General features: G+C 66.8%; 30 protein-coding genes. 12 read left to right on the top strand and 18 right to left on the bottom strand.

All coding sequences use genetic code 11. The features are described 5' to 3' along the window. Positions 1-42: 42 nt before the first annotated feature. The 12 genes from WFI54_RS04775 to WFI54_RS04720 all read right to left on the bottom strand — a co-directional run bounded on the left by WFI54_RS04775 (position 43) and on the right by WFI54_RS04720 (position 8,396). Entirely contained in the window at positions 43-561 is a 519-nt protein-coding gene (locus tag WFI54_RS04775; protein WP_336651612.1) for a hypothetical protein, read from the bottom strand. Positions 562-660: 99 nt separating this feature from the next. Further along, positions 661-1,170: a phage tail tube protein gene (locus tag WFI54_RS04770; protein ID WP_336651611.1), complete on the bottom strand. Its 510-nt coding sequence runs from the start codon at positions 1,168-1,170 to the stop codon at positions 661-663. A 68-nt stretch (positions 1,171-1,238) separates the two neighbouring features. Further along, complete coding sequence (locus tag WFI54_RS04765) at positions 1,239-1,700, bottom strand: hypothetical protein (RefSeq protein WP_336651610.1); 462 nt, start codon at positions 1,698-1,700, stop codon at positions 1,239-1,241. After that, positions 1,697-2,044, bottom strand: coding sequence for a hypothetical protein (locus WFI54_RS04760; protein WP_336651609.1), 348 nt, complete (start codon positions 2,042-2,044; stop codon positions 1,697-1,699). Before WFI54_RS04760 ends, WFI54_RS04765 begins: the two co-directional genes overlap by 4 nt. Continuing rightward, positions 2,041-2,409 (bottom strand): hypothetical protein, encoded by a 369-nt coding sequence (locus tag WFI54_RS04755; RefSeq protein ID WP_336651608.1) that lies wholly within the window; start codon positions 2,407-2,409, stop codon positions 2,041-2,043. Before WFI54_RS04755 ends, WFI54_RS04760 begins: the two co-directional genes overlap by 4 nt. Next, positions 2,402-2,800 carry a hypothetical protein gene (locus tag WFI54_RS04750; RefSeq protein ID WP_336651607.1) on the bottom strand — a complete coding sequence of 133 codons (399 nt, stop codon included), beginning with the start codon at positions 2,798-2,800 and terminating at the stop codon, positions 2,402-2,404. Before WFI54_RS04750 ends, WFI54_RS04755 begins: the two co-directional genes overlap by 8 nt. A gap of 10 nt (positions 2,801-2,810) precedes the next feature. Continuing rightward, complete coding sequence (locus tag WFI54_RS04745; RefSeq protein ID WP_336651606.1) at positions 2,811-3,047, bottom strand: hypothetical protein; 237 nt, start codon at positions 3,045-3,047, stop codon at positions 2,811-2,813. After that, on the bottom strand, positions 3,047-3,349 hold the full coding sequence (locus WFI54_RS04740) for an SAP domain-containing protein (RefSeq protein ID WP_336651605.1): 303 nt from the start codon (positions 3,347-3,349) through the stop codon (positions 3,047-3,049). Before WFI54_RS04740 ends, WFI54_RS04745 begins: the two co-directional genes overlap by 1 nt. 79 nt (positions 3,350-3,428) lie before the next feature. Next, the gene (locus WFI54_RS04735) at positions 3,429-4,397 is read right to left on the bottom strand and encodes a major capsid protein (RefSeq protein WP_336651604.1); all 969 of its coding nucleotides are present in this window, start codon (positions 4,395-4,397) and stop codon (positions 3,429-3,431) included. A 17-nt stretch (positions 4,398-4,414) separates the two neighbouring features. Then, complete coding sequence (locus WFI54_RS04730; protein ID WP_336651603.1) at positions 4,415-5,098, bottom strand: hypothetical protein; 684 nt, start codon at positions 5,096-5,098, stop codon at positions 4,415-4,417. Positions 5,099-5,216: 118 nt separating this feature from the next. Beyond that, a complete protein-coding gene (locus WFI54_RS04725) occupies positions 5,217-6,812 on the bottom strand; it encodes a phage minor capsid protein (RefSeq protein ID WP_336651602.1) in 1,596 nt (531 codons plus the stop codon). A gap of 15 nt (positions 6,813-6,827) precedes the next feature. Next, positions 6,828-8,396 carry a hypothetical protein gene (locus tag WFI54_RS04720; protein WP_336651601.1) on the bottom strand — a complete coding sequence of 523 codons (1,569 nt, stop codon included), beginning with the start codon at positions 8,394-8,396 and terminating at the stop codon, positions 6,828-6,830. A 30-nt stretch (positions 8,397-8,426) separates the two neighbouring features. Here WFI54_RS04720 and WFI54_RS04715 point away from each other — a divergent pair, with 30 nt between their 5' ends. After that, positions 8,427-8,960 carry a hypothetical protein gene (locus WFI54_RS04715; protein WP_336651600.1) on the top strand — a complete coding sequence of 178 codons (534 nt, stop codon included), beginning with the start codon at positions 8,427-8,429 and terminating at the stop codon, positions 8,958-8,960. On the opposite strand, the gene WFI54_RS04710 is transcribed toward WFI54_RS04715, so the two are convergent. Continuing rightward, entirely contained in the window at positions 8,957-10,243 is a 1,287-nt protein-coding gene (locus WFI54_RS04710) for a PBSX family phage terminase large subunit (RefSeq protein WP_336651599.1), read from the bottom strand. The two genes, WFI54_RS04715 and WFI54_RS04710, sit on opposite strands and share 4 nt — an antisense overlap. 71 nt (positions 10,244-10,314) lie before the next feature. Here WFI54_RS04710 and WFI54_RS04705 point away from each other — a divergent pair, with 71 nt between their 5' ends. Then, on the top strand, positions 10,315-10,698 hold the full coding sequence (locus WFI54_RS04705; RefSeq protein ID WP_336651598.1) for a hypothetical protein: 384 nt from the start codon (positions 10,315-10,317) through the stop codon (positions 10,696-10,698). Between the two features lies 1 nt (position 10,699). On the opposite strand, the gene WFI54_RS04700 is transcribed toward WFI54_RS04705, so the two are convergent. From WFI54_RS04700 to WFI54_RS04690, 3 genes are all read right to left on the bottom strand, one after another. After that, on the bottom strand, positions 10,700-11,215 hold the full coding sequence (locus tag WFI54_RS04700; RefSeq protein ID WP_336651597.1) for a helix-turn-helix domain-containing protein: 516 nt from the start codon (positions 11,213-11,215) through the stop codon (positions 10,700-10,702). A gap of 30 nt (positions 11,216-11,245) precedes the next feature. Next, the gene (locus WFI54_RS04695; RefSeq protein ID WP_336651596.1) at positions 11,246-11,701 is read right to left on the bottom strand and encodes a hypothetical protein; all 456 of its coding nucleotides are present in this window, start codon (positions 11,699-11,701) and stop codon (positions 11,246-11,248) included. 471 nt (positions 11,702-12,172) lie between these two features. Beyond that, the gene (locus tag WFI54_RS04690; RefSeq protein ID WP_336651595.1) at positions 12,173-12,724 is read right to left on the bottom strand and encodes a hypothetical protein; all 552 of its coding nucleotides are present in this window, start codon (positions 12,722-12,724) and stop codon (positions 12,173-12,175) included. A 427-nt stretch (positions 12,725-13,151) separates the two neighbouring features. On the opposite strand from WFI54_RS04690, the gene WFI54_RS04685 reads away from it, so the two are divergent. Further along, entirely contained in the window at positions 13,152-13,697 is a 546-nt protein-coding gene (locus WFI54_RS04685; RefSeq protein WP_336651594.1) for a dihydrofolate reductase family protein, read from the top strand. A gap of 160 nt (positions 13,698-13,857) precedes the next feature. Continuing rightward, positions 13,858-14,673 carry a phosphatase PAP2 family protein gene (locus WFI54_RS04680; RefSeq protein ID WP_336651593.1) on the top strand — a complete coding sequence of 272 codons (816 nt, stop codon included), beginning with the start codon at positions 13,858-13,860 and terminating at the stop codon, positions 14,671-14,673. A 1-nt stretch (position 14,674) separates the two neighbouring features. Here WFI54_RS04680 and WFI54_RS04675 read toward each other — a convergent pair whose 3' ends face one another. Together WFI54_RS04675 and WFI54_RS04670 are read right to left on the bottom strand one after the other, a co-directional pair. Next, positions 14,675-15,562 carry an EamA family transporter gene (locus tag WFI54_RS04675; protein ID WP_336651592.1) on the bottom strand — a complete coding sequence of 296 codons (888 nt, stop codon included), beginning with the start codon at positions 15,560-15,562 and terminating at the stop codon, positions 14,675-14,677. 14 nt (positions 15,563-15,576) lie between these two features. Beyond that, a complete protein-coding gene (locus WFI54_RS04670) occupies positions 15,577-16,125 on the bottom strand; it encodes a hypothetical protein (RefSeq protein ID WP_336651591.1) in 549 nt (182 codons plus the stop codon). A 33-nt stretch (positions 16,126-16,158) separates the two neighbouring features. Between WFI54_RS04670 and WFI54_RS04665 the strand changes: the two genes are divergently transcribed. The 8 genes from WFI54_RS04665 to WFI54_RS04630 all read left to right on the top strand — a co-directional run bounded on the left by WFI54_RS04665 (position 16,159) and on the right by WFI54_RS04630 (position 25,546). Next, positions 16,159-17,031: an EamA family transporter gene (locus WFI54_RS04665; protein WP_336651590.1), complete on the top strand. Its 873-nt coding sequence runs from the start codon at positions 16,159-16,161 to the stop codon at positions 17,029-17,031. Between the two features lie 43 nt (positions 17,032-17,074). Next, the gene (locus WFI54_RS04660) at positions 17,075-17,809 is read left to right on the top strand and encodes a CYTH domain-containing protein (RefSeq protein WP_336651589.1); all 735 of its coding nucleotides are present in this window, start codon (positions 17,075-17,077) and stop codon (positions 17,807-17,809) included. A gap of 9 nt (positions 17,810-17,818) precedes the next feature. Continuing rightward, on the top strand, positions 17,819-18,028 hold the full coding sequence (locus WFI54_RS04655) for an HPP family protein (protein WP_336651588.1): 210 nt from the start codon (positions 17,819-17,821) through the stop codon (positions 18,026-18,028). 103 nt (positions 18,029-18,131) lie between these two features. Continuing rightward, positions 18,132-19,550: an NAD(P)/FAD-dependent oxidoreductase gene (locus WFI54_RS04650; protein WP_336651587.1), complete on the top strand. Its 1,419-nt coding sequence runs from the start codon at positions 18,132-18,134 to the stop codon at positions 19,548-19,550. Beyond that, the gene (locus tag WFI54_RS04645; RefSeq protein ID WP_336651586.1) at positions 19,547-19,906 is read left to right on the top strand and encodes a cupin domain-containing protein; all 360 of its coding nucleotides are present in this window, start codon (positions 19,547-19,549) and stop codon (positions 19,904-19,906) included. Before WFI54_RS04650 ends, WFI54_RS04645 begins: the two co-directional genes overlap by 4 nt. 77 nt (positions 19,907-19,983) lie before the next feature. Further along, a complete protein-coding gene (locus WFI54_RS04640) occupies positions 19,984-21,345 on the top strand; it encodes a uracil-xanthine permease family protein (RefSeq protein WP_336651585.1) in 1,362 nt (453 codons plus the stop codon). A gap of 266 nt (positions 21,346-21,611) precedes the next feature. Continuing rightward, positions 21,612-25,328, top strand: a complete 3,717-nt coding sequence (locus tag WFI54_RS04635; RefSeq protein ID WP_442918447.1) for an AAA family ATPase — start codon at positions 21,612-21,614, stop codon at positions 25,326-25,328. Beyond that, the gene (locus WFI54_RS04630) at positions 25,325-25,546 is read left to right on the top strand and encodes a hypothetical protein (RefSeq protein ID WP_336651583.1); all 222 of its coding nucleotides are present in this window, start codon (positions 25,325-25,327) and stop codon (positions 25,544-25,546) included. The genes WFI54_RS04635 and WFI54_RS04630 overlap by 4 nt, the downstream gene beginning before the upstream one ends. Positions 25,547-25,559 lie beyond the last annotated feature (13 nt).

Raw genomic sequence — 25,559 nt, 5'->3', positions numbered from 1 at the left:
GCGAGTCGATGCCCGTGGGCTCCTGGTCAGATTCCTCGCGCTCTAGGCGGAGGTACTCGGGCCACCACTCGGGTTCGGCATAGAAGCCGTCTCCAAGGTGTCGGCCGCCGAATCGAGCCATGTCCTCAGCACTGCGTACTGATCTCCCAGCCCGGAGGATCGCATCACGCGTTCGAGGGCTTTTGGGTAGCCACCGCCCGCCTCGTCGAGGAGGTCCTGCACGGCGTCGATGCCGCCACCTCCGGTGTTCCAGAGGATCGCGGCCTGCGCGATGACCTGCTGGCGGGCGGCGCGCATCTCCTCGAACTCGCGCATGCGCCGGTTCGGGGCCTGCTTCCGCTTTTTCGTGGGGATGCCGAGGGCGAGCTTCGTGAGTCGGTCGGTGTCCTCCATCACCTTCTCGGCGCCGTGGCCGTGCATGGTGGTGCCGAGGGCGACGCCGATGAGGAGAGTCTGGATCTCGATGCCGACGGAGCCGGGGACGGGGTAGACGGTGTAGTCGGTGCCGTCGCCGAAGTCGATGACGAGGTTGCCGTTGAGTTCGCGGGCGGTGGTGGGCATGGTCGTGCTCCTTGAGTGTCTGTGGGTCGTGCGAGGAGGGGGAGCCTCGGGGGCGCGGCACGACCAGGCGCGCCCCCGAGGAGTGAAAACACCCTGGTGTTACGGGGTGAGAGCAGGATTCGGGACGACCTCGCGGTCACCCTTCGAGGTGAGCGTGAACGTGAAGAACTCGATGTCGGCATTGCCGGTGTTCTTCCGCTGGAACGAGACCTCGGCGGTGAACTCCCACGAGAGCTCTTCGATCCACTCGTGGTAGACGCGAACCTTCACGACCTTCTTGGTCGGGTCGCCACCCTTGAGGTGCGACTGCGCCGCGGCGATGAGGAGCGAGATGAACGGCTGCACCTCACCGGCGGAGTTCTTCACGGCCTTCGCATCGAAGGTGACGGTGAAGGTCTCACCGATCGTCGAGGTGTCGTCCTGGCCGCGGTTCGCGTAGGTCGTGCCGTCGGCAGTCTTCGGGGAGGGGTTGGGCTGCAGTCCGGTGATGTCCGGGGCGGTGAGCCAGGTCGGCTCAGCGGGCGACACGGGCGGCGCGGCGACGTCGCAGTGGTACTCGTAGGACTGGCCGTTGAGGCCCTGGGTGGGGGCGGGCGGGGTGTAGGGCATGATGCCTCCGTTCTGGGTGCGAAAAAGCCCCCAGCGGCTGCCAGGGGCTCAGGGTCTTGGATGGGAGCTCAGTCGTAGCGGTTGCCGCGGAACGTGAAGTTCTGCGTCGTCTCGAGCGACTCCGTCGACGACGGTTCGCCCCACGACGTGGAGCCGGTCTGACGGACACGGTCGAAGTCGATGCCGCCGATCGTGAGCCGGGTCTTGTCGGGGAAGAGGGCGCGCATGTCGTCGAGCCAGTCGCGAACCTCGAGCGCGCCGAGGCCCGGATGCCGGGCGCGGATCTGCACCCGGGTGTGCTCGACATTGAGGTCGCCGGGCTGCGGCAGGTAGGGGGTGATGACGCAGGTCGCGATCGTCTCGGCGCCGCGCCCGCTGGGGGAGTGGTCGAAGTAGATGCCTCGCACGCCGTCCGGGTATGGCTCGGTGTCGTGGTTGGGGTTGTAGACCGCGAGGCCGGCGGCGTGGATGCGTTCGGCAATGCCGACCATCAGACGGCCGGTGTAGCCGCGCGGCACGTACGTGCTCATGAGAGCCCCTGACCGAGCCGGGATGCGATCGCCTGCTGGTACTTCGCCTCGTTCTCCGTGAGCGGTCCCTCGAGGTACTTCGCCTGCCCATCGTCGTGGCGCCAGTCGAGCTCTTCGTGCTGGCGGGCGGCGTACGGGGTGTCGTAGGAGACGTAGGCGGTGAGGTTCCCCTCGGTCGCCGGGGTGACCTGCGCGGAGCCACGCAGCGGGCCGCGGTCGATCGGCGCGAGCGGCACCGAGTCACCGCGCAGCAGTTCGGCAGCATGGTTCAGGGCTTCGGCGGCGTTGGCGTCGATCGTCGCGGAGACGATGTCGCCGTTCCACTCTGTGCTGACTCCGCTCATCGCAGCTTCACCTCCAGCAGATCAGTGAGCTCGGGATGCTGGTATCGGCCGCACACCTCGACGTGCGCAGTGCGCTCGTCCGGGGTGCCCGCCCAGATCGTCACCCGCGATTCCGGGGACGGGATCTCGGCGACGGCCGACCGCTCGAGGTACACCGTCGCGTCGACGGTGGTCTCCTTGTCGTACTGGTCACCGGTGAGGCGCGCGGCGTCGATGATCAGGGCGCGCTTCACGCTGACGGCAGGACCGTAGATGCGGCGGTTCGCCGCACCGCCCGCGTACGGCTCGATCGTGACGAGATCTCGGTGGCAGAGCAGCCGCGCGAGAGCGCGCTCGAGGCGCCGAGGGGAGAGCGGCCTACCCATCGAGCACCGCCCCCGGGATGAGGCCCGCGACGCGCAGCGCCCGGATCGCCTTCGGGGCGAAGCGGGGAAGCTGCTGCGGGTTCGGGCCCGATGAGAACGCACCGCCGAACGAGAGCGGGCCGAGCTTGATGGACTCGCCCGCGTTCATCGTTTCGAGCTCGTCGCCGTAGTCGCCGCGGTACTCAGCCTGCGCGCACGTCGCGTCCCGCAGAGCCTCACGCACCTTGAGGTCGACGGGCATATCGTCGTGATCGACACGGTAGACCGCGGTGAGGAGCATCTCGTCGACCTCGAGTGATGCGTCACGGAGGAGACGAGCCGCACCCTCGGGCGGGGAGTCCTCGCCCAACCATTCGGCGTATTCGTCGCTGGTGGCGTAGGTGCGGCTCATCTCTGCTCCTCTACTTGCGGCGCCGGGGCGCGGGCTTCTCGGTGTCGGGCTGGTCGGGCGCCGGCTCGCTCAGTGCCTCAGGCGTGGATTCGACGCCGTCGGCAGCGACCTCAGCGATCCCTGCCGACGCGAACAGCGAGAGGGTGCCTTCACCAGGCTCGATGTCGGCCGTCACGCCGTCGACGAACGGCACGCCGCCGAAGACCACGCGGCCGACGGGGGCGCGAGGGTCACGGTAGCGGGGCATCAGCCCTGCTCCTTGCCCTCGCCACCAGCGGGCGGATCGGTTGGCTTCTGCTCGCCCTTCGCCTTGTGCTCGGCGATACGAGCCTCCAGCTCGTCCTTCGTGCCCTCCTCGGAGAGCCCGAGCGACTTCGCTTCGGCCTGCAGCTTCTGCTTCGGCGTCAGCTCGGCTGCCTCGACGGTGTAGCCGTGCCGCTCGAAGTACGCGAGCGCGGCCGGGTCTTCGGTCTCGCCGGCGCCGTCCGCGAAGCTCACGCCCGCGACCTTGCCGGTGAAGCCCTTCACGGGCGTCTGAATGTGCGCCATGGCGCTGTCCCTTCTCTCGGGGGTGTGCGTGGGCGTGCGGGCCGCGCAAGCTATGTGCGGCCCGCACGCGGGGATCGAGTCAGACCGTGATGCCGCGGAGCACCGCTGCGGCCTTAGTCGCCTTGAGCGCGACGCCGACGGGGCCGAGCTCAACGCCGCCCTCCTGCACCGCCTTCACGTTCGAGAAGTCGGGCAACCAGGTCTCGACGAGCTGACCGCCCGCGGTGGAGATGCCGTGGAAGCCATCGAGGCCCACACGGTAGGCGTACAGGTCGGTCTTCCCGGCCGTGACAGGGATGATCGGGTTGTTGGTGCCGGCCTTGTTTCCCGGATCCGCGAAGAAGATTCCTCCGTAGGATTCTCGGGTGATGGGGCGGCCATTCGCGCCGACGAGGCCCTCGATGGGCTCGCGCTGGTACATCGACGACCGGCGCACGATCGCGCGCACCTTGGCGAGCGCCTTCGTGTTGCCGAGGATGATCGTCGGCGTGCCGTCGAGCAAGGACAGGAACTCATCGAACAGGTCGAGCGCCTTGTGCGGGGCCGACGGGTCCGTGTCGAGGTCCTGCCACGACGCGGTCGTGGTCATCTCCGTCGACGAGCCGGTGAGGGCCTTGTCGAGGCCGTCGAAGCCGTGCGCTTCCGCGGCGACGTCACCGTTGATGACGGCGTCCTGGAACTTCGTGATGGTCGCCTTCGTCTTCTGGCGCATGTTGAGCGCGACACCACCGGAGGCGGCGGGGCCGAGCTTCGCGATGACGCGGTCGATCTGGAAGGTGCCACCGAGCACGGCGAGGCCGGTCGTATGGTGCTCGGTCTCGACGTTCGCGGGCGTGTACTCGGTGTTGAGTTCACGGAACGCGGCGGTGGGCTGAGTCTTGAGGCGACGGTACCCGTAGGTCATCGTCGCGCCGCCGCCGGCAGGGTTGACGACATCGTCGAAGATCATGGTGTCGAGCACCACGGATTCCTTGCGGAACTCGTCGATAACGGCGACGTCGAGGTCGGTCTGGGTATTGCGGTTGCCTTCCGCCAGGGTGATCGGCATGGGCTACTCCTTTCGGGTTAGGCGCTCATCGCGGCAGCGACCGCGCCATCAATGTCGGTGGGCTTGGTGGTCGTTCCGCCAGCGGGGGTGCCGCCGGAAGTGTTGGGGAGCTGCGGCCCGGCGGGGGCGGCGGCGTAGGCGGGGTTGTCCTTCACGAACGCCTCCACCTCAGCGGTGAGCGCGGCCGTGTCGGTGAGGTCGATGTCCTTCACCGCGGCCTGGAACTTCGCGGAGTCGAGCAGCAGGGCGGCGTTGGCCTTGCCGTCGGCGGCCGTGGTGACGGCCTTCTCGCGCTGGAAGCCAGCGAGCTGGGCCTGGAACTCGTCGCGCTCCTTCTGTGCCTGCTGGGCGGCGGTCTGAGCGTCATCGAGGGCCTTCTGCGCTGCAGCGTTGTCGGCCATGAGCTTCTGCACTTGCTCGGGCGTGAATCCCTGGATCTGCTGCGGTGCTGCAGGCTGTGCCGGCGCCTGCGGTGCCGGCGGGGTCGCCTTGCCGAGGGTGGCCAGCATCGCGGCGACGTCGGTCGGCGATGCTCCCTGTGCGGCGGGCGCCTGGCCCGTGGGCGCCTGCCCGCCGCCGGCCGGGGGTGCCGCGCCGTCCTCGCCGTCCGCGAAGCGGATGCCGCGGAGCGCGAGCGGTGCTCGGCCGATCGACCAACCGCACTGCACGGGGTCGCCCTGGCGTCGAAAAGTGGTGTTCATGGGTCGTGCCTCCTCAGGCAGGGTTTGGCCCGCGTGCGGGCATGGTGGAACGCCGCGGATCGGCGTACACTGGTTGGTGTAGGGCCTCCCCGGACAATCAAACGGCCGGGCTAGGGCCCTACTTCTTTGCCTCGAGCGCGATCGGAACGAGTGCGCCGCGGGACCACACCCACAGCTCGCGGATCTGGTTCAACGGGTTCCGCTCGTTGTACTCGCCCAGTTGCTTCCGCACGAGGTCGTCGAGGACGTGCTCGCCAAAGTCGAGGATGAACCGGTCCTTGGTGAAGCCGTGGTTTCTCCGGGCTCTCTCGACTGCTCGTTGCACGAGCTGCTTGCTTGACGCGTAGCTCGGGTTCGCGGGCCGCTTCACCTCGACCTCGACCCCGTCATGTGAGAGCCACCAGAAGTCGTTGGTGGGTTTCCGGTTCGTGCTCTTCGGGATGAGGCGCACGTCGTGGCCGGCGTCGGTGAAGCGCTCGTAGAACAGCACCTCGTGTGGTTCAAGGTCCCAGCGTGGGCCGGTCTGGAAGCCGAGGCGGCGTTGCCGCTGCGCCCACGTCTGCTCTTCGCGCGGAATAAGCGGAGGCGTGGGTGCCTGCCGGCCGCGTGGGTTGCTCGTGCCGCCGTCGGCGAAGTCGAGCTGCTCTCGGTAGGAGCGCCGGATGATGCCCGTCTCCTGCACATGCTTGCGGAGCGCGGCCTGCGCTGCACCGATCTCGTCGGGGTCCCCGTCTCGCTTCGCGGCGCGCACGTCGCGCTCCAGCTCGCGCAGCTTCTCCCGATCGGCCTGCCTCTGCGGGTCGTGCGTGGTGAGCCTGTTGGTGTCCGTCCCGCCCGGCAAGCCAGGGATGAGGGTGCACCGGCAGTTCGGGTGTCCCCAGCCTGAGGCGCGCATCTCGGCGAGCGTCCCGTCGACATGCAGCGTGGTGGGTTCGACGGTGATCGCATGCGGGACGATGATGTCGCCAACGGGGCCGACGTCGGTGACGATCTTGCCCTGCCATGCCCCGCACTTCGTGCACGCGGAGGATCCGATTACAGGGGTGAATGTCGTGATCCCGGCTCTCTGCATGCTGGCGACGCTCTGATCTCGCCAGGCGCGCGCTGCGGCGCTCCTCGTGGCCATCTCGGAGTACGCGCCGATCGTCCACCGGCGTCCACCCTTGTCAGTGAATCCCGTGATGCCGTCGGCGAGGTATTCGTCGAGGATGCGACGGTGGAGCGCCTGCGATGTCGTCATGCCGGCGAGCAGGGAGCCGATGTGCTTCGACGTCATCGCCTGGTAGGCGTCGGCCGGGGCGCGCAGGATCCTCGCGTTCAGGGCGCGGAGTGCGTCGCGCAGGTCGAGTTCGACGGCGGCCACGGCGTAGGCGCCGCCCGCGGTGAGCGCGGAGACGTTCGCCGGGGCGTAGGCGGGGAAGTCGAGCAGGACGCGGGAGATCTCCGCCGACGCGCCCATCGCCGCCTCAGCGGTCGCCCAGCGCGCGAGCTCGTCCGGGTCGACGGTGTGCACGAGGCGTTCGGCCTGCTCGCGGAGGTGCTGGATCGCGCGATAACGGGCGAGCGTGTCGTCCGGCGCGTCGAGGTGCTGCTCAGCGAGCCGCTCCAGCGTCTCCCGCAAGGCGTCCTCGATGCGCCGGTAGCGTTCCGCGATCGCGTGGCCGATGTCGTCGATCCACGCGGCGGGGGAGTCGCCGGGCCACTGCTCTGCCATGGCGACCCCCTCGCGCTACTGCTCGTCGTCTTCGGGTTCGTCGTCGACGCGGCCGAACGTGACCGGGTCGGGCGGCTGCTGCGCGCCCTTCTCCTTGAGGATCTGGTCGACCTCGGCCTGCACCTGGTCGTCATCCCACTCCGGGTTCACGCGCTTCACGGCCTGCCACTGCGAGATCGCATCAGCCAGCTTGAGGATGCCGATCGTCTCCGCCTCGGCCTTCGGATCGGTGCGCGACAGGTCGGGGAAGACGACGTTCAAGTCGTACTGCCCGCCGCCCTTCCCCGGGAAGAGCAAGCCGTCGAGCTCCAGCGCCACGCTCCCCATGCGGGAGAGCACGCGTCGGTCGTAGAGGTTCTTCTTCGCCCGGGTGCGCTCGGTCTGCTCGGTGCGCTGCTCGATCTCCGTCGCGGTCGCCTGCCCGCCCTTCTGGTCGGGGTCGCCCCATGACGAGGGCGAGTATCCGGCCTTGCGGAGGATCTCGCGCATGATGCCGCGCATCGTCTGCTCGTGCTCCTCGACCCGGATCTGGAACTGCTGCGGGGTGAGGTCCATGCCGTCGCCCGCCTTGCCCGGAGTGTTGAGCCCGAGGAACAGCTCCTGGTAGGTGTCGAACGCTGCGCCCGCGCCGGGGCCGAGGCTCCGCAGGTACGCTTCGGGGACGATGAGGCGGCCGGCGCCAAGCTTGAGGTCGCGCATCCACGACGAGAACGCCTCGTCCATGGCGCCGAAGAGCGGGATGCACTGGTTGAAGTCAGAGCGGCCCGCGTCTGCGAGCACGCCCTGCTTGCGCCAGGACCATGCTGGGGCGTTCGGGAGGTAGCCGGCGGTGAGACGGTCGATGCGCGTCGGGATCCGGCTCTCACCGTCGACCAACGCGGCGTACGCCTCGGTCTCGGGCCGTTCCTGCAGGGGGACGCGCTGGCCGAGGTTCGTCTGTGTGCCGCGGTAGAGGGCGTGCTCGATGTAGCCGGGGGCATGGTGCTCGAGGTGCCGCCAGTACACGTGGCCATCGAGGTACTCGGACCAGAGCGTCACCTCGACGAGGCGGCGCTGCCGGAACACGGGCACGGCGGCGTCGGCTGCCGCGTAGTCGAGCCACACGTGATCCTCGACTTCGGTGTCCCACCGGGGGATGATCACGGTCGCTCCGAGCGCCGACTTGATCTCGCCCTGCGAGTTGAACATCGCGTGCGCCTCGTCCGAGTTCATGAGGCCGTCGAGGCGGGCGAGCGCCTTCTCGTCATGCTTCTCGTCGCCGGCGAAGCTCGTCTCGGGCGGATCCGAGTACTGCAGGTCCGACGCAAGGGTCGCGAGGTCCGCGGGGATGGGTACGTGCAGGCGGGTGCGCTGCTGGCCGGCGGGGACGGGGCGCCCCCAGATCATGGTCGACATGGCGCCGGCGAGGCCACCGCGGCGCGCCTGCCCGTGGCGGGTGTGCGTAGCGCCGCCACCCTGCCCGCCGTAGATCGACGCGAGGGTCTTCGTGTTGCCCGTGAGCCAGGCGTCGTTCTCCGCGTACTGTGCGTAGGCGTCAGCCCAGGCGGGCGGGGGCCAGGGGGAGTTCTCGGCAGGCATCGGCATTGTGGGTACCTCCCGGTAAGGTCATGGGCTATGAACGTTGGAGAAACTGTGATCGCGGCTGTTGGAGCCGCGGGCGGCGTCGGAGGAGCGATCTTCGCGTGGGTTCAGGCGAAGACAGCGGTCGACGAGCGGAAGGACGCTCAGGCGGCGCAAACCGCAGCGGAGAACGCCCGAGATGAGGCGCTGGCCGCCGCCCGGCAGTCCGCTGCAGCTGCCGAGAGGCAGGCGGATGCATTGGAGGCCGCGAACGCGCTACTTGCCGACTCTCAAGCGCTGAACGAGCGCCTTGCGCCGCCCACGTGGTCACAGGCACAGTTCGTAGATGATCACGTCGTTTCGTTCACGAACAACTCGGGTCGCCATGTCGTCGTAACTTCGATAGAGATCGAACCCGACACGACGAGGGCGGAAGCCCCCGCTCGCCCCCATCGTGTCGAATACGGGGATGCGTTCGGACTGCGGTGGTTCGAATCGTTTAGTATGCCGTCTCCGACAAAGGTGATTATTGGGTGGCACTATGAGGCCGAGCCGTCGTCGGAGCAGACGACCGAGAGGAACCTCTAGGCTGCGAGCCCGTAGATCTCGTAGTGCCACTGCCCGATGGTGGACTGCACGGCGTAGCGGGCGGCGTCCATGGCGTGGTCGTCGCGCTTGACGACCTCGTCCTTGCCTTCCTCGGCGGCCTTCGAGTCCCATTCGTACTCGGTGACCTCGGCAAGGAACGTTTTGCACCGGTCGGTGACGATGAGGCGGCCCTGTGCGAGGAGCGAGCCGACGGTTTGGACGCCGTCGAGCACGGCGTTGTCGGCCGCCCACGACGTGACTTGGTCGTTGTGGAGCTGGGAGCGCATCGACGCGGCTGAGGGGTCGAGGAACACGAACTCGGGTGCCGGCACGTAGACGTCGTCGGTGCCGTGCTGCGTGCGTAGCCACTCGCGGAAGCGGCGCGACAGTTCGATGTCGGGCAGGGTCTCACCGTGGTGCTCCGAGCTTGCGTAGTGCCACTCGTCGATGAACACGAGCCGCGGCTGCTCCTCGTCGGTGATGCCGAGGAGGAGCGCCACGGTGGCGTTGGTGGTGCCGTAGTCCATGCCGACGGCGAGCGTGCGCGCGATCGGTGGGAGGTCAGCGTGCCGGATAAGGTGGCGCTCCTCCGACCACATCGGGTACACGGCACCCTCAGCGTTCGTCCATTCGCCGCGGATGAAGCGCTGGTAGAACACGCCAGCGTACGAGGCCTTCATCTCGGCCTTGAACCGCTCGCTCAGCGAAGGGTTGTCGTCCATGGTGAACGCGAAGTGGATGAGCGACTTCTCTCGGGCCTTGAGGATCCACTGCTTGCGCAGCCAGTGCGACTTCGAGCCGGGGTTCGTGGTGGCGAGCAGGCGGGCGCCGTCCACGCTGAGACGGGTGACGAGCATGTCCCAGAACGCTTCCGGGATGATCGTGGCTTCGTCGACGTAGGCGAGGCTGACGGTGAGGCCGCGGATCTTAGTCTCGCTGCTCGCGTCGTTGGCGCCGTACAGGTGCACGGTGCGGCCGAGGATGGTCGCGGTCTTCGCACCTGGCGTGTACTTGATGTGCTTCACGAGGGGGCCGAAGATCTCGGGGTTCGTGAGCAGGCTGAACAGGTTGCCGTTGATGGTGTCGAGCGTGCGCCCGACGATGATGACCACGCCGGTCTTGGGTGCGCGGAGCACGGCGAACAGGAATGCGAAGAGCGAGATGAACGTCTTGCCCGAGCGCACCGCGCCGCTCCACAGCGCGATCTTTGCCCTCGTGCAGTCGGCGACGCTGAGCAGCTGCGCCCGCGACATGATCGAAGTGAGGCCGGCGAGCGCGTCCAATCAGGCCTCCTTGTGATGGCGAGATGCGGCCGCCTTAATCGATAATCAGAAGCTCGGGTATGGTCGCTTACATGAAGGGCACCATTTCCATGAGATACGAGGTTCCTCAGGGCCAGATTGACGAGGCGCTCGCCTGCCTCCCAGAGGGGTACTCCTCTGGGATGGATGGGGGACTTGTCGAGTACCGTGTTTGGTTCGGCGAGGAAGCCACACTCGAGATGCAGCGCCAAGCTCAGGCGGTCATCGAGACCGCGCTCGCGGCAAAGGGCATTGACTTCTCGTTGCGGGGGACCGGGGTTCAGATCAGCGATTCGCGGCCCTGGTGGACAGTGCGACCCGAGGGCGCAGTTGAGAGTGTTTCCGTACAGGCATGGGACGAGCATGAAGCTGCCAAAGAAGTTCGAGAGGTCTTTCACCTAGACGACGACGTCATCCTCTATGTAGACCCCGAGTGAGTCAGGCCTCCTCGATCGTCTCCGTCTCCGGTGCGCGCAGCACCTCCGCCGCCGCAAGGATGCCAGCCTCGAGCGACTGCACCACCGAAGCAGCACCCGACACGTCGGGATCCTTCTCCACGATCCGGGTCAGCTTGTCGAACGTGATCCCTGCCATGGTGAGCACGTTGCGCTTGACCTCGATCGGAGGTCGCTTGAGCTCGTGCTCGTTGTAGACGTTGTCGCGCCCACCGAACGAGAACACGACGTACGGCTTATCGAGCTCGTCGAGAGCTTCCTCAGCGCGCCGCAGCATCTTTTCCGCGAGACGCTGACGGCCCGCAGCAAGATCAATCGAATGCGCAGCAACCGCCTGCGCAGTGCGCGCCCGATCGAACGCCAGACCATCCTCCTTCGCCCACCGCGACACCGTCGACCGAGAAACTCCGAGTTCGTCGGCGATAGCCCGCACGCTCATCTCCTTCGCGTGCAGGTCGCGCAGTAGTGCGCGTTTCGGATCGGGACGTCCTGTGCTCATTGTCAAGGCGTCCCTCCATGGTGGTCGGGGTTATTGGCTGGCGGGCCCGCAGAGGCCGTCGATGAGCATTGCGTATGGTGCCCATGCGAGGTAGAACTCTGGTCCTTTGGTCTTGGGGGCTGCGCCGTTCCCGAGTTCGATGGTTGCGGCGTCGGCTGCTGCTTTGGTTTCAAGGAGGGTTGTGAGCTGTTCTCCTTGGAGCGTGGGCGTGCACTCGGTGTCGCTTGTCTTGATGAGTTGTGCGACGATCTCGAGCACCTGCACGGCCCTGGGCTGTTCCTTCTGGGCGGCGAACTCTCCGAGAAGTTCGTCGAGGGTCATTTCCTCGAGGTTGGGGGGTTGAGTGGTTGCTGGCGCGGGCGTGGTCGTGTTCTCGGCCGCCGGGGCGCTTTGTTCCTGGTGGGGTTCGGCAGCCGTGCTGCACCCTGCTACCGGGATCGTGATGAGGAGCGCGGCGAGAGTGGCCGTGGCGCGAATCTTGCTCATGGGTCTCACGATAGCTGACGGCGTGCGCGGCATGTAGGCTCCCTTGCCCAGCGCACACCGTCAACATTGCGCCCCCGGATGGAGTCGAACCATCCGCCCACCGTCTATCGTGTGGCATCGAATCCCTGTGGGGCTGCCCGCGAACCGTGATCCCGGGCTATGCACTTGTACAGATGGAACACGAAGGCCCCGACGCTGTTCGCTGCCGGGGCCATGGTGTGTGGGTATAGAACTCCACCATCTGATCTCAGATTACATATCGGTCATAAGAAAGTCAAGCCGCCTGCTTAGCTCGTCTCCGCCTCGGAGTTGCGCGGTCCATTCGCCGTAGATCTGGAATGAACAGCCACTTCTCATGGAGAGGCCGGAAGGTGCGAACCTGCCCCGATTCGACCCACTTGTAGATGGTGCTCTTGGGCCTAGCAAGAAGCTCTGGGGCATCCTTCGCCATCACCCAGTCTTGTGAGGTGGTCATGCCGTGGCCTCCATCTCGGCCATGACGATCTGCGCAGCCCACGTCCATTCCTCTTCGCTGAGCTCGTACCCGCATGAGCAGTCCACTTTGATGAAGTCTCCGTGCCAGCGAGGGGGCCGAAACTTCAGTGTGAGCATCTCGCATCCGCCGCACCTCATGTAGGTGACCTTGTGCGGTTTCTCTTCGCGGGGCCACCTGTAGTCGGCTGTTGCGACGGCGCGGCCGAGGTCTAGTGCGAGAGATGCGCCGATCTTGTCGTTCGCTGCATCCTCCGGGGTGGGGAAGCGGTTGAGCTGCTGCAGCAGTCGCGAGATCTCGTCTGCGGCGAGCCATGTCGCCGGCAGGTTGATCGACGCCGTTGCGGATGAGTCGACTCGCACGTCGGTTTCGCTCGTGCTGTTGAGGTTGCCGGCGGAGTAGAGCCAGGAGACGATGCGTGCGGCTTCGGCCCAGGCCCAGACGAAGCGGTTGAAGTCGCGCATTTCGAGGTAGCCGACATCTGCGTGTCCGGTGTGATCGAGGGCGACAAGGGTATCCAGCGTGTTCATGCTGTTGGTCCTGCGTGCTCGAGCCCCAACCACCAGTGCTCGGCTATGTTGTTGTGGGTCCGATTCTATCATCGGCTTGTCGAGCGTGTGTCGACTATGGATCCACAGCGGGCACGCATCTGGGGTGGCACACGCGTCTGACATTCACGCATGGTGCATCAATTAGTGCATCAATAGGAACCGTCATTCACCGACATTCAGCCACAAACTGTTCTCCAGCATCGTTGAAATCATGCGGTTTCCGACGCTCAGCGACACATAGGCTCGCTGACTCCTAAAGAAGGTGTCGGAGGTTCGATTCCTCTCCAGGGCACTTTGTCGCTGCGCTGCCGCTGCGCTGTCGCTGCGCTGTCGCTCTGCGCCCACCGACTTCTTGTCTCTCAGATGGCAGCAGCAGCTTTGTCGAAGCGATGGTTATGGTGGGGGCATGGCCACGCACTTTTACACAGCGTCGACCCTCGACGGTTTTATCGCGACCCTTGATCACTCGCTCGAGTGGCTGTTCGCGCACGATTTCGATCTTGAAGGGCCGATGGCGTATCCCGCCTTCATTGAGGGGGTCGGGGCGCTCGTCATTGGCGCCTCCACTTACGAGTGGCTGCTGCGCAACGAGCAGACCTGGGGCTACACGCAGCCGACGTGGGTGCTCACCCACCGTGAGCTGCCCGTTCCCGAAGGCGCCGATGTGCGCTTCGCGCAGGGTAAGGTGCAGGATCTGCACGAGGCGATCACCGCGTCGGCCGGGGAGCGCGACGTCTGGGTGGTGGGTGGCGGAGACCTCGCCGGTCAGTTTGCAGAGGCGGGGCTGCTCGACGAAGTCTGGGTGCAGTTCGCGCCGGTGATGCTCGGCGAGGGGCGGCCGCTGCTGCCTCGCCGCCTCGATCTCGAACTCATCGACACCGCGCGTAACCGCGACTTCGTCTGCGCCCGCTACCGGGTGCGGCCCACTGCCGAACGGCCGGAGGCCGCTTGAACGCCATCCCGTAGCCCTCGCAGCCGCGCAACTGGGCTGTATGCACAACGGGGTGTACGGTGGCACTGTGAGCTTGGGGGAGAAGCAGATCGTTGTCAGCGCTGGTGCTCGTGATTCCGGCGCCCGTGTCGTGATACCTGGCTTGGCGCGGAGATGGTGGATGCTTCTGACGTGCGCCACTGTGTTGCTGGTGATCACCTATGTGCTTGCGGTGCAGACGGCGGGCGGCCAATCGCTGGAGAACGCAGCGCTCAGGGGTGCGGATCAGGTGTCAGACCCTGACTCGGATCAGGCCTGGAAGAGTCTGGGCCAGATCACCGTCTGGAGCCTTGCCGTGGGCACGGTGCTCATCGGACTCATCGGAGTGCTGCGAAAAAAGTACCTGCTTGCCGCCGTGGCAGTGGGCACGATCGTGGGCGGCCAAGTCGTCACCCAGTCGCTCAAACGCTTCATTCTGCCCCGCCCGGAGCTGGTCCCGGTGACCGGCGACTTCGTGCAGAACTCGTTCCCCAGCGGTCACACCACGATTGCGATGACTGCGTTGGTTGCGGTGCTCCTCGTGGTGCCGTTCCGTTATCGTGGCTTGGCGATGTTCGTGGTGATGACGTGGGCGATCGGCATCGGTGCCTACACTGTCACGGCGAAGTGGCACCGTTTCTCTGACACCCTGGGCGGTGACATGGTGGCCCTGATGATGGGGGCGATCGCCGCCCTCATCTTGCACCGTGCCGGCAGAATCTCGCGCGTTGATCGTGCGCCGAAACTGCGGGTTGTGTATGTGGTGCTGATGGCCTTCGGTGCGGCGGTGCTGCTCGCGCTCGGCGTGCTGCTCGTAGTTGGATCTTTGGCGTATGCGCTGCAGGATCCGGTTATTGAATGGAACTTGTACCTTGCCGCGCACTCGCTGGCTATGGCGTGCTCGGTGCTCGCCGGCCTGGTCTATTGGGCGAGTTGGCGAAAGCTAGAGGTCGCATAGCTCAGGATGTGAGTGGGTCGGGGCGCCTCCCATCGCGCTGTGCTGCCGCTCCTGCGAGCACCACGAGCACGACTCCGGCGAACTGCATGGGCGTGGGGGTCTGGCTGAGCACGATGAGCCCGATCAGGACGCCGAATGCGGGTTCGATCGAGAGCAGCGTTCCGAATGCGGTGTGGGTCATCCGTCGGAGCGCGAGCATTTCCAGGCCGAATGAGATGACGGGTGTGATGAGCGCGATGAGTGCGGCGAGCCCCACCACTCGCCAGTCGGGTGCGCCTTCGATCACCTGCGGCAGCCCGAACGCCGTGGTGAACACTGCCGCGATGGGGATGGTGATGGACAGGCCGCTGATGCCTGAGAAGCGGTCGCCGATGACCTGTGTGAGCACGTTGTAGAGCCCCCAGCACACGCCCGCGAGCAGTGCGAAGCCGACGCCCAGCAGTTCGACGCGCCCGTGCCAGGGCTCGGTCATCAGCACCACGCCCACCAGGGCAAGCCCCGGCCAGACCAGCCCGCTCCGCCGCCGGCTCGCGATGCCGGCCACCGCAAGCGGCCCGAGGAACTCGATCGCGACGGCGGTGCCGAGCGGAATGCGCTCGACCGCGGCGAGGAAGAACGTGGTCATGAATCCGGTGACCGCGCCGAGGGCGAGCAGTGCTGGGAGATCTCGGAGCTTGATCGACCGCAGCGAGGGCCGCACGATGATCCAGAGGAAGACCGCGCCGAAACACATGCGCAGCCAGGCGGTGCCCGCGGCACCGGCCTGCTCGATCACCCCGACGGAGAGCGCGTTCGAGACTTGGATGAGCAGCATCGCGGCGATGGCCATCGTCCACGGCGGAATACCCGTGCGGGGCGTGGGTGTTGCGGGGGAGAACGAAGCTGACATGAATGGGTCGGCGTCTACAGCGGTGGCTCGATAAGCAGGTTCGCGCGCTCGGCGAGGAACGACGCGAGCGTGGGCGCGCCGGTGAGCGGTGCGCCTGCGCGCCACCGCACACGCACCTCACCCTCGGCAAAACCGACGGGGCTGTCGGGGCTCTCGGATGTCGCGGTGAGTGAGGCCGCCAGTGAGGCTGGGTCGAGGCGGATCGCGGCCGCATCGAAGTTGACAGGTGTTCCCGCCGGATAGCCGCCGCGCAAGGCTGCGGCTGCGATCTCGCGGCGTTCTTCGCGAGACACTGACTGGTAGCCGGGTCTGCCCCGTTCGGCGGCGCGGGTTGCCCGGCCCGCCGCGAAGAGCTGCCCGTCGTCGCCGAGCAGCAGCGCGCCGAGGCGCCATACCTCGCCGAGCGCCTGCATGGTGGCTGGTCGTGTCCACAGCAGTACGCGCCGCGGCGGCACATACTCCGCGAGGGCTTCGGGTGCCACTCCGGCCGATCTCAGCGCCGCGGCGGTCTCCGCGCACGCTTGCGCAGCTCGTGCTGCGGCGTCGGAGATCTCAGCCGTCATGCGGCCAGTGTAGCCGCCGTTAGACTGTGGCCGGTGACCGTCTCATCAGCTGCGCAGAGCGCCGCCCGCCGTGCCACGATCCGCGCCATGCTGCTGGTGCTCGTCGGGGCGATTGGCGTGCAGGGCTCGGCTGCGATCGCGATCGGCCTGTTCGACGAGCTGGGCGTGCTGGGCACGAGTTCGGTGCGTATGTCGATTGCGGCGCTGGTATTGCTGGCGGTGTTTCGACCGAGCTTGCGTGGGCGCAGTGGCCGCGAGTGGCTTGCCATTGTGCTCTACGGCGTTGCTATGGCGGCGATGAATGCGTTCCTCTACCTCGCGCTCGGCAGCCTGCCGCTCGGGGTCGCCACGACGATCGACTTTCTCGGGCCGTGCCTCGTCGCCCTGGCGGCGTCGAGGCGGCCCCGGGAGGGACTGCTCGCGGTCGCCGCCCTGATCGGAGTCGGTCTGATCGCGGGCTTCGGCGGGCCTTTCGAGCCGATGGGTCTAGTGTTCGCGGCCCTTGCGGGCGCGTCGTTCGGTCTGTACACGCTGCTTGCGGCGCGCGTCGGCCAGTCCGAGGGTGGGCTGCCGAGTGTGGCGCTTGCTGTGGTGGTTGCTGCGGTGCTCATGCTGCCGTTCTCGGTGCCGGTGGTGCCGCTGCTGCAGCCGCAGCATGTAGTGCCGTTGCTTTCCTCGGCGCTGCTGGGTACGGCACTTGCCTTTACGGTTGACACGATGGCTGGTCGGCTCACTTCTGCGCGGGTGCTGGGTGTGTTTTTCGCGTTCGATCCGGTGGTGGGTACTGTGATCGGGGCCGTGTTCTTGGGCCAGTTGCTGACTCCGGTTGCGGTTGTGGGTGTGGTGCTGGTGGTTGTGGCCGGTGCCGGCATTGTGTGGTTGGCGGGGGAGCGACGCTCGCCGTAGCTGGTGCCGCCGTTGCCCTCTTGAAGAGCCCTATGCTGGCGGTGTGACTGATCAAACTGCGGCCCAGGGGGCTGAATCGCTTGAGGTTGAGCGCAAGTACGAGGCTGCGATTGGGTTGCGACTGCCCGGTGCGGATGCGTTTGCGGCAGCGGGTTTCGTGGCGCGGGAGCCAGACGTGCAGCGCCTCTCTGCGTGCTATTTCGATACTTCGAACGGTGACGTGGCCCGTGGCGGCTTCGCGGTGCGGGTGCGGCAGGGCGGCAAGGACGACGGCTGGCATCTGAAGCAGCGCACTGTGCAGGGCACTCGCGAGTTGTTGTGGCCGTACAGTGCCGAGATGCCGCAGGCGCTGCGGGAGGAGATTGAGGGGCGGATCGGCGTCTCGTTCGATCGCCTACTGCCGATCGCTGAGCTAGAGACCGAGCGCACGACCATGGTGCTGTGCGATGCGGCGGGGCGGGAACTTGTGGAAATCGCGGATGACAGGGTGCGCGCCCGCGAGGGGGTCACTGGTGTGCGTCGTGCCTGGCGGGAGTGGGAGGCTGAGCTGCTGCCCGCTGCCGGTTCGAGTGATGCCGGTGCGGCGGTGCTTGATCGTGTGGAGCCGGTGCTGCTCGCGGCCGGCGCGACGCCGTCGCTGAGCTTTGCGAAGATTGCTCGGGCGACGGGGCAACTGATCGCAGTGGCTCGGGCCGCTGGGGCAGGGGATGCGGAGATCGCCGCTCTCGAACAGCTTGATGCCTCGGATCGCCGGGCTGCTCAGGAAGAGACGCCGTAGGCTGGTGCTATGAGCAGCGGATCGAAATCTCGGAAGCAGCGCGATGAGCAGGATGAGGCCTCGCAGCGGGCGCGTCGCAAGCAGTTCATCGTGGCGCTGGTGATCGGCGCCGTGGTAGGTGTGGTGATTGCGGCACTCACACAATTCTGGCTGTGGCTGCCTGCTGGCCTCGCCATGGGGCTTGCGACGGGCGCCATCATGAAGCCGCCGACCGAATAGCCGGGCGCCCACTCGCCCGCGAATGTAAATGCCATTGACATTCCCATTTACATTCGGCTCGTAGTGTGCGAGGATCAGTGAGGAAATCGAGGACGAGGATCCCATGCAACCCACCATTTTCGAAACCAACCGCCCCGCCGCGAAGATCATCGACGACTCGCTCGCCGATACGAAGCTCGGAGTCTTCTGGACCGAAGACGTCGCCGACGCCGCACGCTACCCAGCGCTCGACGGCGATCAGCGCGTCGACGACGCCGTCGTCGGCGGCGGCTACGCGGGCCTTTGGACAGCCATCAAGCTGAAGAACGAACACCCCGAGCGTCGCGTTGTGCTGCTCGAAGCGATGCAGGTCGGTTGGGCCGCGAGCGGCCGAAACGGCGGCTTCTGCGAGGCGAGCATCACGCACGGCGAACCCAACGCCGAGTCGCGCTGGCCCAACGAGACCGGCACGCTGCGCCGCCTTGGCTACGAGAACCTCGATGCGATCGAGCGCTTCATCGACGAGCACGGTCTCGACGTCGACTTCGAGCGCACCGGTCAGCTCTCCGTCGCGAACGAGCCCTACCAGGCCGAATGGCTCGGCGAGAGCGACGATCCGCACGTGGTCACCCTCGACCGTGAGCAGGTGCAGCAGCGCATTGCCTCGCCCACCTTCCTTGGCGGCGAGTTCGCGCCCCGTGAGAACGCGAACCTGCATCCCGCCAAGCTGGCAGCAGAGCTCGCGCGTCACGCCGCCTCCATCGGCGTCGAGATCTACGAGCAGACCCCGGTCACACGCCTCGACGGCTCGGCTGATGCGCCGATCCGCCTCACCACCGAATCCGGCACCGTGACCGCAGAGCGGGTTGCCCTCTGCACCAACGTCTTCCCGTCGCTGCTGAAGCGCTACCGTTTCCACACCGTGCCCGTATACGACTACGTGCTCATGACCGAACCGCTCACTGACGAGCAGCTGGCCTCGATCGGGTGGGAGGGTCGCGAAGGCCTCGCCGACATGGCGAACCAGTTCCACTACTCCCGACTCACCAAGGACAACCGCATTCTCTGGGGCGGTTACGACGCGGTCTATTTCGCGGGCGGTCGCATCAAGCGAGAGCACGAAGACCGCATGGAGAGCCACCGCAAGCTCGCCAGCCACTTCTTCACCACCTTCCCCCAGCTCGCTGGCGTCAAATTCACCCACCGCTGGGCCGGCGTCATCGACACCTCGACCCGCTTCTGCGCGTTCTTCGGGCAGGCCCACGGCGGTCGTGTGCAGTACGTCGCGGGCTTCACGGGATTGGGCGTGGGGGCTACGCACTTCGCCGCCGATGTGCTCGTCGACCGTTTCGAGGGCCGCGTCACCGAGCGCACCGAGCTCGAAATGGTGAAGCAGGTGCCGCTGCCCTTCCCGCCTGAGCCCGCGGCGTCGATCGGCATCAACCTCACTCGCTGGGCGCTCGACCGAGCCGACCACAACGACGGCAAGCGCAATCTGCTGCTGAAAACGCTCGACGCGCTGGGACTGGGGTTCGACTCATGAGCGAGCTGCTGCCCAACGACATGAATCTGGCCGTAAACGGGCGCACCCTCGGTGTCGACCTCGAAGACGTGCCCGCCGAAGACGTCGTCTCGGGCTCACCGCAGCAGGGCGTCGCCGAGCTCGGCAGCATCGGCGGTGCAGAAGCGGGCATTTGGGAGCTGCGCGGGGGAGTGGTCACCGACACCGAGGTCGACGAGCTGTTCGTCGTGCTCTCGGGGAGTGCGCTGATCGAGTTCCTCGATGAGGATCGCACCGTCGAGGTGGGTGCTGGTGACGTGATGCGTCTCCTCGCCGGTTCCCGCACCCGGTGGACCGTCGAAGATCACATCCGCAAGGTCTACATCTCGGCCGAGTAGGCGCGCAGGTGGCACTCAGCGCATTAGGATAATGCGTTGGCGCGAGCGCGCCGATCCCGAACCTGAAGGAGCCACCAATGGCGCTGCCCTGGAAGCTGCACCGAGACGGCAAGCACGTCTCTCCCGATGCGATCGTGCTGCCCGAGGAGCGCATGACCTGGCCCCGTACGATCGGCTTCGGCGCTCAGCACGTCGTCGCGATGTTCGGCGCCACGTTCCTGGTGCCGCTCATCACGGGCTTCAGTCCGACCGCGACCCTGTTCTTCTCGGGCCTCGGCACGCTGCTCTTCCTGCTCCTCACCGGCAACCGCCTGCCGAGCTACCTCGGTTCCTCCTTCGCGTTCATCGCGCCCATCATGGCGGCCAGCGCCGGTGGTAGCGACAGCGCTGAGGGGCTTGCGCGCGCCTCCTTCGGCATCCTCGCCATCGGTGTGCTGATGGCGATCGTCGGCATCATCGTCGCGAAGTGGGGCACCGGGTGGATCAACGCCCTCATGCCGCCCGTGGTGATGGGCGCGATTGTTGCGCTTATCGGCTTCAACCTCGGCCCTGCCGTGAAGAACAACTGGAACGCGACCGAGCTTTCCGGCTGGGTGGCGCTCATCACCCTCGTGGCGATGCTGCTCATCACGGTGCTGTTCCGCGGCCTCATCGGCCGCCTCTCGATTGTGCTCGGTGTGGCCGTCGGGTACATCGCGGCAGTCGCGATGGGCGAGGTTGACTTTGCATCGGTCAATGACGCGGCGTGGATCGGTCTTCCCGCCTTCCACGCTGTCGGCAACCCCTTCGCCGATCCGACGCTCTGGGGTCTCTTGCCCGCGTTCCTGCCTGTCGTGCTCGTGCTCATCGCTGAGAACGTGGGCCACGTGAAGAGCGTCGGCCTCATGATCGGTCGCGACCTCGACCCGGTAACGGGCCGCGCGCTGCTCGCTGACGGCATCTCCACGGTGCTCGCCGGCTTCGGCGGCGGATCGGGCACCACCACCTACGGCGAGAATATCGGCGTCATGGCTGCTACGCGCGTCTACTCGACCGCTGCCTATTGGGTGGCCGGCATCATCGCAGTGCTGCTCAGCTTCTCGCCGAAGATCGGCGCCCTCATCAACACGATCCCCGCGGGTGTGCTCGCGGGCGTTACCGTCGCGCTCTACGGCCTCATCGGCCTGATCGGTGTGAAGATCTGGATCGACAACAAGGTCGACTTCGGCAAGCCCATCAACCAGTTCACCGCGGCTGTGGCGCTCATCGTCGGCATCGCAGATTTCACGCTGCAGCTCGGCTCGGTGATGTTTAACGGTATCGCTCTCGGCACCATCGCTGCGATCGCCGTTTACCACCTCATGAGTGGGCTGTCGAAGCTGCGCGGCGGTGAAGTGCAGGTGGCGGATCCGGTAGTGACTGCCGAGACCGGCGCGAGCCGCGCTCCAGCCAAGCACTAGCACTGTCTGCTCGGCCCGCCGACTGTTGGGCCGTGCTTCAGGCTCGGAGCACACCGATGTTTCGGATCCGCACCCCGCACAGCGGTCCGAAACATCGGTGTACTCCGTGAGAACGCGCTGAGTCGCGGCGAAACACCGCCTGGGTTGCGGCGATTTTTGGCATGGCCGCTTAGGGTGGCCGTGTGTGGAGTGTAGATCGGCGACGGCAGAACGGTGCCAATGGTCGCGGCAAGGGAGCGCCGGATGAGGCGGTCACTGAGGTCGCGCTGCCTCAGAACGAGGGTTCCCTCGCGAAAGCGCCCGATCCTGCACCTGATTCCGCAGCTCCCGACGACGATCTCACGGCTCGCCTGACCGGCCCCGTTTCACTCGTCGATGCTTACGCCGATGAGCACGCAGAGTGGCGCGAAGAGCTCTCCCGCATCGGGGGGCGCAATCCACTGCTCCACTTCGACGACAGACCCGCCAACCGCATCGAGCTTTCGACGACGCACCCCGGCGGTCTGCCGCAATTCATCACCGGCAACAAGATTCTGCTGTCGGCTCTGATCCGCGACGATCTCGCGCTGCGCCACGCACGCGCAGCGGCCGGCCGCGTCACCGACAAAGCCATCGAGATGCGCACGGTGCGCGGCCTCGAAACCGTCAACCTTGGCGTGGGCATCGCCAAGTGGAGTTTCGAAGGCGAGGAGTTCTGCGCCCCGATCTTGCTGCGCCCGCTCGCGATTCGCCGCTACGGTCGCGACTTCGAGCTCAAGCTCAAGCAGTTCCCCGTCGTCAACTCTGAGCTGATTCGTGCGCTGCGCGAGCAGTTCGGGATCGTCGTCGACGCCCGCGCGCTGATCGAGCTCTCTCAGTCTGAGGGCGTCTTCAAACCGCAGCCCGTCATTGACAGGCTGCGCCAGATGGCGGCCGGGGTGCCCGGCTTCGTGGTGCAGCCGCGGCTCGTAGTGTCGTCGTTCCACAACGTGTCGCAGCGCATGGTTGCCGACGCGAAAGATCTCGACTCGCCGATCCTCGCAGCGATCTGCGGCAGCGAGCCCGCCGCCCGTCGCCTCGCAGAGGCCTACCGACCTGTCAGCCCCACGCCGCCTGACGAGCGTGCCCCGGACACCGACCGCAACCTCTACGACGCTGACGTCGAGCAGGACGATGTGCTCGCGCAGATCGACGCCGGCCACTCGCTCGTGGTGCACACTCTGCCTGGCACCGGCGGCACCCAGACCGTGGTGAACGCAATCGGCAATCTCGTGCGGGCAGGTAAGCGCGTGCTCGTGGTGTCGCCGCGTCGCGCCGCGCTCGACGGCATCACTCACCGTCTCACCCGTGCCGGTCTCGCCGGACTCGCGGTGACGCCGCGCCGCCTGCGCCGCAACCTCGTCGAAGCCATCAGTCGCAACGAGAACGCGCGCGGTGAGCAGCTGCGCGATGTTGATGAGGCGCTCACCCGCCTGCGCGGCGTGCTGCTCGACTACCAGCGAGCGCTCTCGACCCCCGATCAGCGCTACGGTGTCTCACCGCTCGATGCGCTGCGCCGTCTCACCGTGCTCGCGCTCGGAGAGCGACCCCCGAGCACCACGGTGCGCCTCGATGATCAGGCTCTTGGCCAGCTCACCCTCGACCGTTCATCGGTTGCGGAGGCCCTTACCGAGGTGGCCCGGCTCGGGCAGTTCCAATACGGTCCTGAGGATTCGCCGTGGTACGGCGTGAGCTTCACCACGACGGAGGAGGCGCGCACCGCTTACGGTCTCGCCGTCGACCTCGCCGAGTCGCAGCTGCCCCGCCTCATCTCGATGGCGAACGAGGTGATCGGCCAGACCTCCATGCGGCCCTACGACACCGTCGCTGAGCTGGGTGTGTACCTGCGGTTGCTCATGGGCATCCGCGATACGCTCGATCGATTCACCCCGCAGGTGTACGACCGCTCACTGACCGAGGTCATCGCGGCGCACGCGCCGCGGGGCGGCGATGAGATGTCGGCGGCCAACAAGCGGCGCCTGCGCAAGCTCGCCCGCGAGTACGTGCGCCCTGGCGTGCACATCACCGACATGTACTCGCGCCTGGTGCAGATCCAGCAGCAGCGCGTGCTCTGGCAGCGTTACACCACTGTGGTGGGTGCTCGGCCCGAGGTGCCGCTCGGCATCGCCGATGTGGTGGTCGCGTTCCAGTCGGCGTACCAGGATCTCGACGAGCTCGACCGGGTGCTCGGCACGGCGGGCGATGCGGATCGCCTGAAGAACATGACGCTCGGTCGCCTGGCGCACCGCATCTCCGATCTCGCCCGCGAGTCTGAGGTGCTGCAGAACATTCAGGAGCGCACCACCATCGTGGAGCGCATGCGCGCTGCTCACCTCGAGCCGCTGCTCGACGACCTCTCGGCCCGCCACGTGCCGGCAGAAGATGTTGCGGCAGAGCTCGAACTAGCGTGGTGGCAGTCCGTGCTCGAGCGCATGCTGCAGACCAACCAGGCATTGCTCAGCGCGAACACGAGCGTGATCGAGCGACTGGAAGCCGATTTCAGGCTCGTCGACGACGCGCACGCCGGCGCGAACGGTTCGCTGCTCGCGGGTTCGCTCGCCGACGCCTGGCGTGTCGCCGTGCTCGACCATAAGCAAGAAGCGCTGGCTCTGCGCGAAGCCCTGCGCAGTGGATACGTGTCGCCCGCGGCACTCGCGCAGCGATCCCCGAATCTACTCAGCGTGCTCGCACCGGTCTGGGTGATGTCGCCCTACGAGGTGGCGCAGCTGCCCGACACGATGCGGTTCGACACCGCACTGCTCGTCGATGCCGGGGCAACGACGCTTGTGGAGAACCTCGGGGCGATCCGCCGCGCCGATCAGGTGGTCGCCTTCGGCGACACCATGACGCAGACCCCGTCACCCTTCGAGATCCCTGTCGGCGGGGCGTCCGGCGACAGCGATGACGAGTCCGTGGATGTCGATACGCTGCACCGTAGCTCCGCCTTCGCGCAGCTCGGCACGGTGTTGCCGACGCTCACCCTCACCCGCAGCTACCGCGCCGGCGGTGAAGACCTCACAAACCTCGTCAACAGTCGCTTCTACGACGGCGCGATCCAGACGCTGCCCTGGGCGGGAAGCTTCCTGGGCCATTCGAGCCTTACCTACGAGTTCGTGCCTGGCGGTCAGGGGCTGCCCGATCAGCAGACCGGAGCGGTCGAGAGCACCGATGCCGAGGTTGATCACGTGGTGCAGCTCGTGCTCGAACACGCGAGCGAGCGCCCCCGTGAGTCGCTAATGGTGATCACCGCGAGCGAGCGCCATGCCGTGCGCGTGTACCAGGCGGTGCTGCAGGCCTTCTCGAAGTTCCCGCAGTATCGCGAGTTCCTGCTGGGGGAGCGGGCGGAGCCCTTCGCCGTACTCACGCTCGAGCAGGCCACGGCGCAGAGCCGCGACCGCGTCATCTTCTCGATCGGCTACGGCCGCACCCCGCACGGGCGCGTGCTGTCGAACTTCGGCGGTCTGGGGCGCCCGGGCGGCGAACGCCTGCTCGCCGTCGCGATGACCCGCGCGCGTCGCGCCATGACGATCGTGAGCTGCTTCAAGCCCGAACACCTCGACACCAACCGCATTAAGCACGGCGTCGTCGAACTCGCCGAGCTGCTCGCATTTGAGCATCCCGAGCCCGAGGCACCCGCCCTGCCAGCCGAACGCGACCCGATGATGGGCGAACTGGCCGACAGGCTCGAAGCGATGGGCTTCTCAGTGGCGATCGACTACCGCGGTGTGATTCCGCTGGCAGCCTCCATCGGCGACCGTGCCATCGCGATCGATCTCGACCTCGGCGGCATCGACGGCGGCGATAGCCTGCGCGACACGCTGCGCCTGCGGCCTGCGGTGCTGCGTCGTCTCGGGTGGCACTACCATCGCGTGCACAGCTTCGACCTGTTCGCCGACCCCGACGAGGTGGCGTCGCGGATCGCCCGCATCGTCGGCTTCGACACGGGCGAGGCCGAGTCAGCGTGAGCGACAAAATCGACCCCGGCGACGCCGCAACAGGCGACACCGACGGGGGCGTTCCTCGCGACGCTGCTGGTGAGCGCGTGGTGAGGCGTCGCCGCCGCGCGACGCTCCCCGCCCCGGAGGGCAGCGATCCCGCACCCTATGATCCGCCTGCCGAACGGCGTTCAGAGCATGAGAACGACGCCAGGCTGCTCGGTGATCGCCCGCCCCACTGGGGCTGATGGGGTCGCCGCA

Origin of the sequence: Leucobacter sp. MMO-125 (assembly GCF_037148395.1) — a bacterium.
GTDB lineage: Bacteria > Actinomycetota > Actinomycetes > Actinomycetales > Microbacteriaceae > Leucobacter.
The sequence above is the reverse complement of the archived record's forward strand: the minus strand, read 5'-3'. Positions and strand labels throughout refer to the sequence as shown.

Bases quoted from the DNA above. Each gene is read 5' to 3' on its own strand.
- WFI54_RS04730 (WP_336651603.1), bottom strand. From the start codon at position 5,098: ATGAACACCACTTTTCGACGCCAGGGCGACCCCGTGCAGTGCGGTTGG.
- WFI54_RS04725 (WP_336651602.1), bottom strand. From the start codon at position 6,812: ATGGCAGAGCAGTGGCCCGGCGACTCCCCCGCCGCGTGGATCGACGAC.
- WFI54_RS04750 (WP_336651607.1), bottom strand. From the start codon at position 2,800: ATGAGCCGCACCTACGCCACCAGCGACGAATACGCCGAATGGTTGGGC.
- WFI54_RS04720 (WP_336651601.1), bottom strand. From the start codon at position 8,396: ATGCCGATGCCTGCCGAGAACTCCCCCTGGCCCCCGCCCGCCTGGGCT.
- WFI54_RS04675 (WP_336651592.1), bottom strand. From the start codon at position 15,562: ATGTCAGCTTCGTTCTCCCCCGCAACACCCACGCCCCGCACGGGTATT.
- WFI54_RS04755 (WP_336651608.1), bottom strand. From the start codon at position 2,409: ATGGGTAGGCCGCTCTCCCCTCGGCGCCTCGAGCGCGCTCTCGCGCGG.
- WFI54_RS04740 (WP_336651605.1), bottom strand. From the start codon at position 3,349: ATGGCGCACATTCAGACGCCCGTGAAGGGCTTCACCGGCAAGGTCGCG.
- WFI54_RS04670 (WP_336651591.1), bottom strand. From the start codon at position 16,125: ATGACGGCTGAGATCTCCGACGCCGCAGCACGAGCTGCGCAAGCGTGC.
- WFI54_RS04765 (WP_336651610.1), bottom strand. From the start codon at position 1,700: ATGAGCACGTACGTGCCGCGCGGCTACACCGGCCGTCTGATGGTCGGC.
- WFI54_RS04715 (WP_336651600.1), top strand. From the start codon at position 8,427: ATGAACGTTGGAGAAACTGTGATCGCGGCTGTTGGAGCCGCGGGCGGC.
- WFI54_RS04705 (WP_336651598.1), top strand. From the start codon at position 10,315: ATGAAGGGCACCATTTCCATGAGATACGAGGTTCCTCAGGGCCAGATT.
- WFI54_RS04680 (WP_336651593.1), top strand. From the start codon at position 13,858: ATGCTTCTGACGTGCGCCACTGTGTTGCTGGTGATCACCTATGTGCTT.
- WFI54_RS04640 (WP_336651585.1), top strand. From the start codon at position 19,984: ATGGCGCTGCCCTGGAAGCTGCACCGAGACGGCAAGCACGTCTCTCCC.
- WFI54_RS04645 (WP_336651586.1), top strand. From the start codon at position 19,547: ATGAGCGAGCTGCTGCCCAACGACATGAATCTGGCCGTAAACGGGCGC.
- WFI54_RS04650 (WP_336651587.1), top strand. From the start codon at position 18,132: ATGCAACCCACCATTTTCGAAACCAACCGCCCCGCCGCGAAGATCATC.
- WFI54_RS04695 (WP_336651596.1), bottom strand. From the start codon at position 11,701: ATGAGCAAGATTCGCGCCACGGCCACTCTCGCCGCGCTCCTCATCACG.
- WFI54_RS04685 (WP_336651594.1), top strand. From the start codon at position 13,152: ATGGCCACGCACTTTTACACAGCGTCGACCCTCGACGGTTTTATCGCG.
- WFI54_RS04745 (WP_336651606.1), bottom strand. From the start codon at position 3,047: ATGCCCCGCTACCGTGACCCTCGCGCCCCCGTCGGCCGCGTGGTCTTC.
- WFI54_RS04690 (WP_336651595.1), bottom strand. From the start codon at position 12,724: ATGAACACGCTGGATACCCTTGTCGCCCTCGATCACACCGGACACGCA.
- WFI54_RS04760 (WP_336651609.1), bottom strand. From the start codon at position 2,044: ATGAGCGGAGTCAGCACAGAGTGGAACGGCGACATCGTCTCCGCGACG.
- WFI54_RS04775 (WP_336651612.1), bottom strand. From the start codon at position 561: ATGCCCACCACCGCCCGCGAACTCAACGGCAACCTCGTCATCGACTTC.
- WFI54_RS04655 (WP_336651588.1), top strand. From the start codon at position 17,819: ATGAGCAGCGGATCGAAATCTCGGAAGCAGCGCGATGAGCAGGATGAG.
- WFI54_RS04700 (WP_336651597.1), bottom strand. From the start codon at position 11,215: ATGAGCACAGGACGTCCCGATCCGAAACGCGCACTACTGCGCGACCTG.
- WFI54_RS04735 (WP_336651604.1), bottom strand. From the start codon at position 4,397: ATGCCGATCACCCTGGCGGAAGGCAACCGCAATACCCAGACCGACCTC.
- WFI54_RS04770 (WP_336651611.1), bottom strand. From the start codon at position 1,170: ATGCCCTACACCCCGCCCGCCCCCACCCAGGGCCTCAACGGCCAGTCC.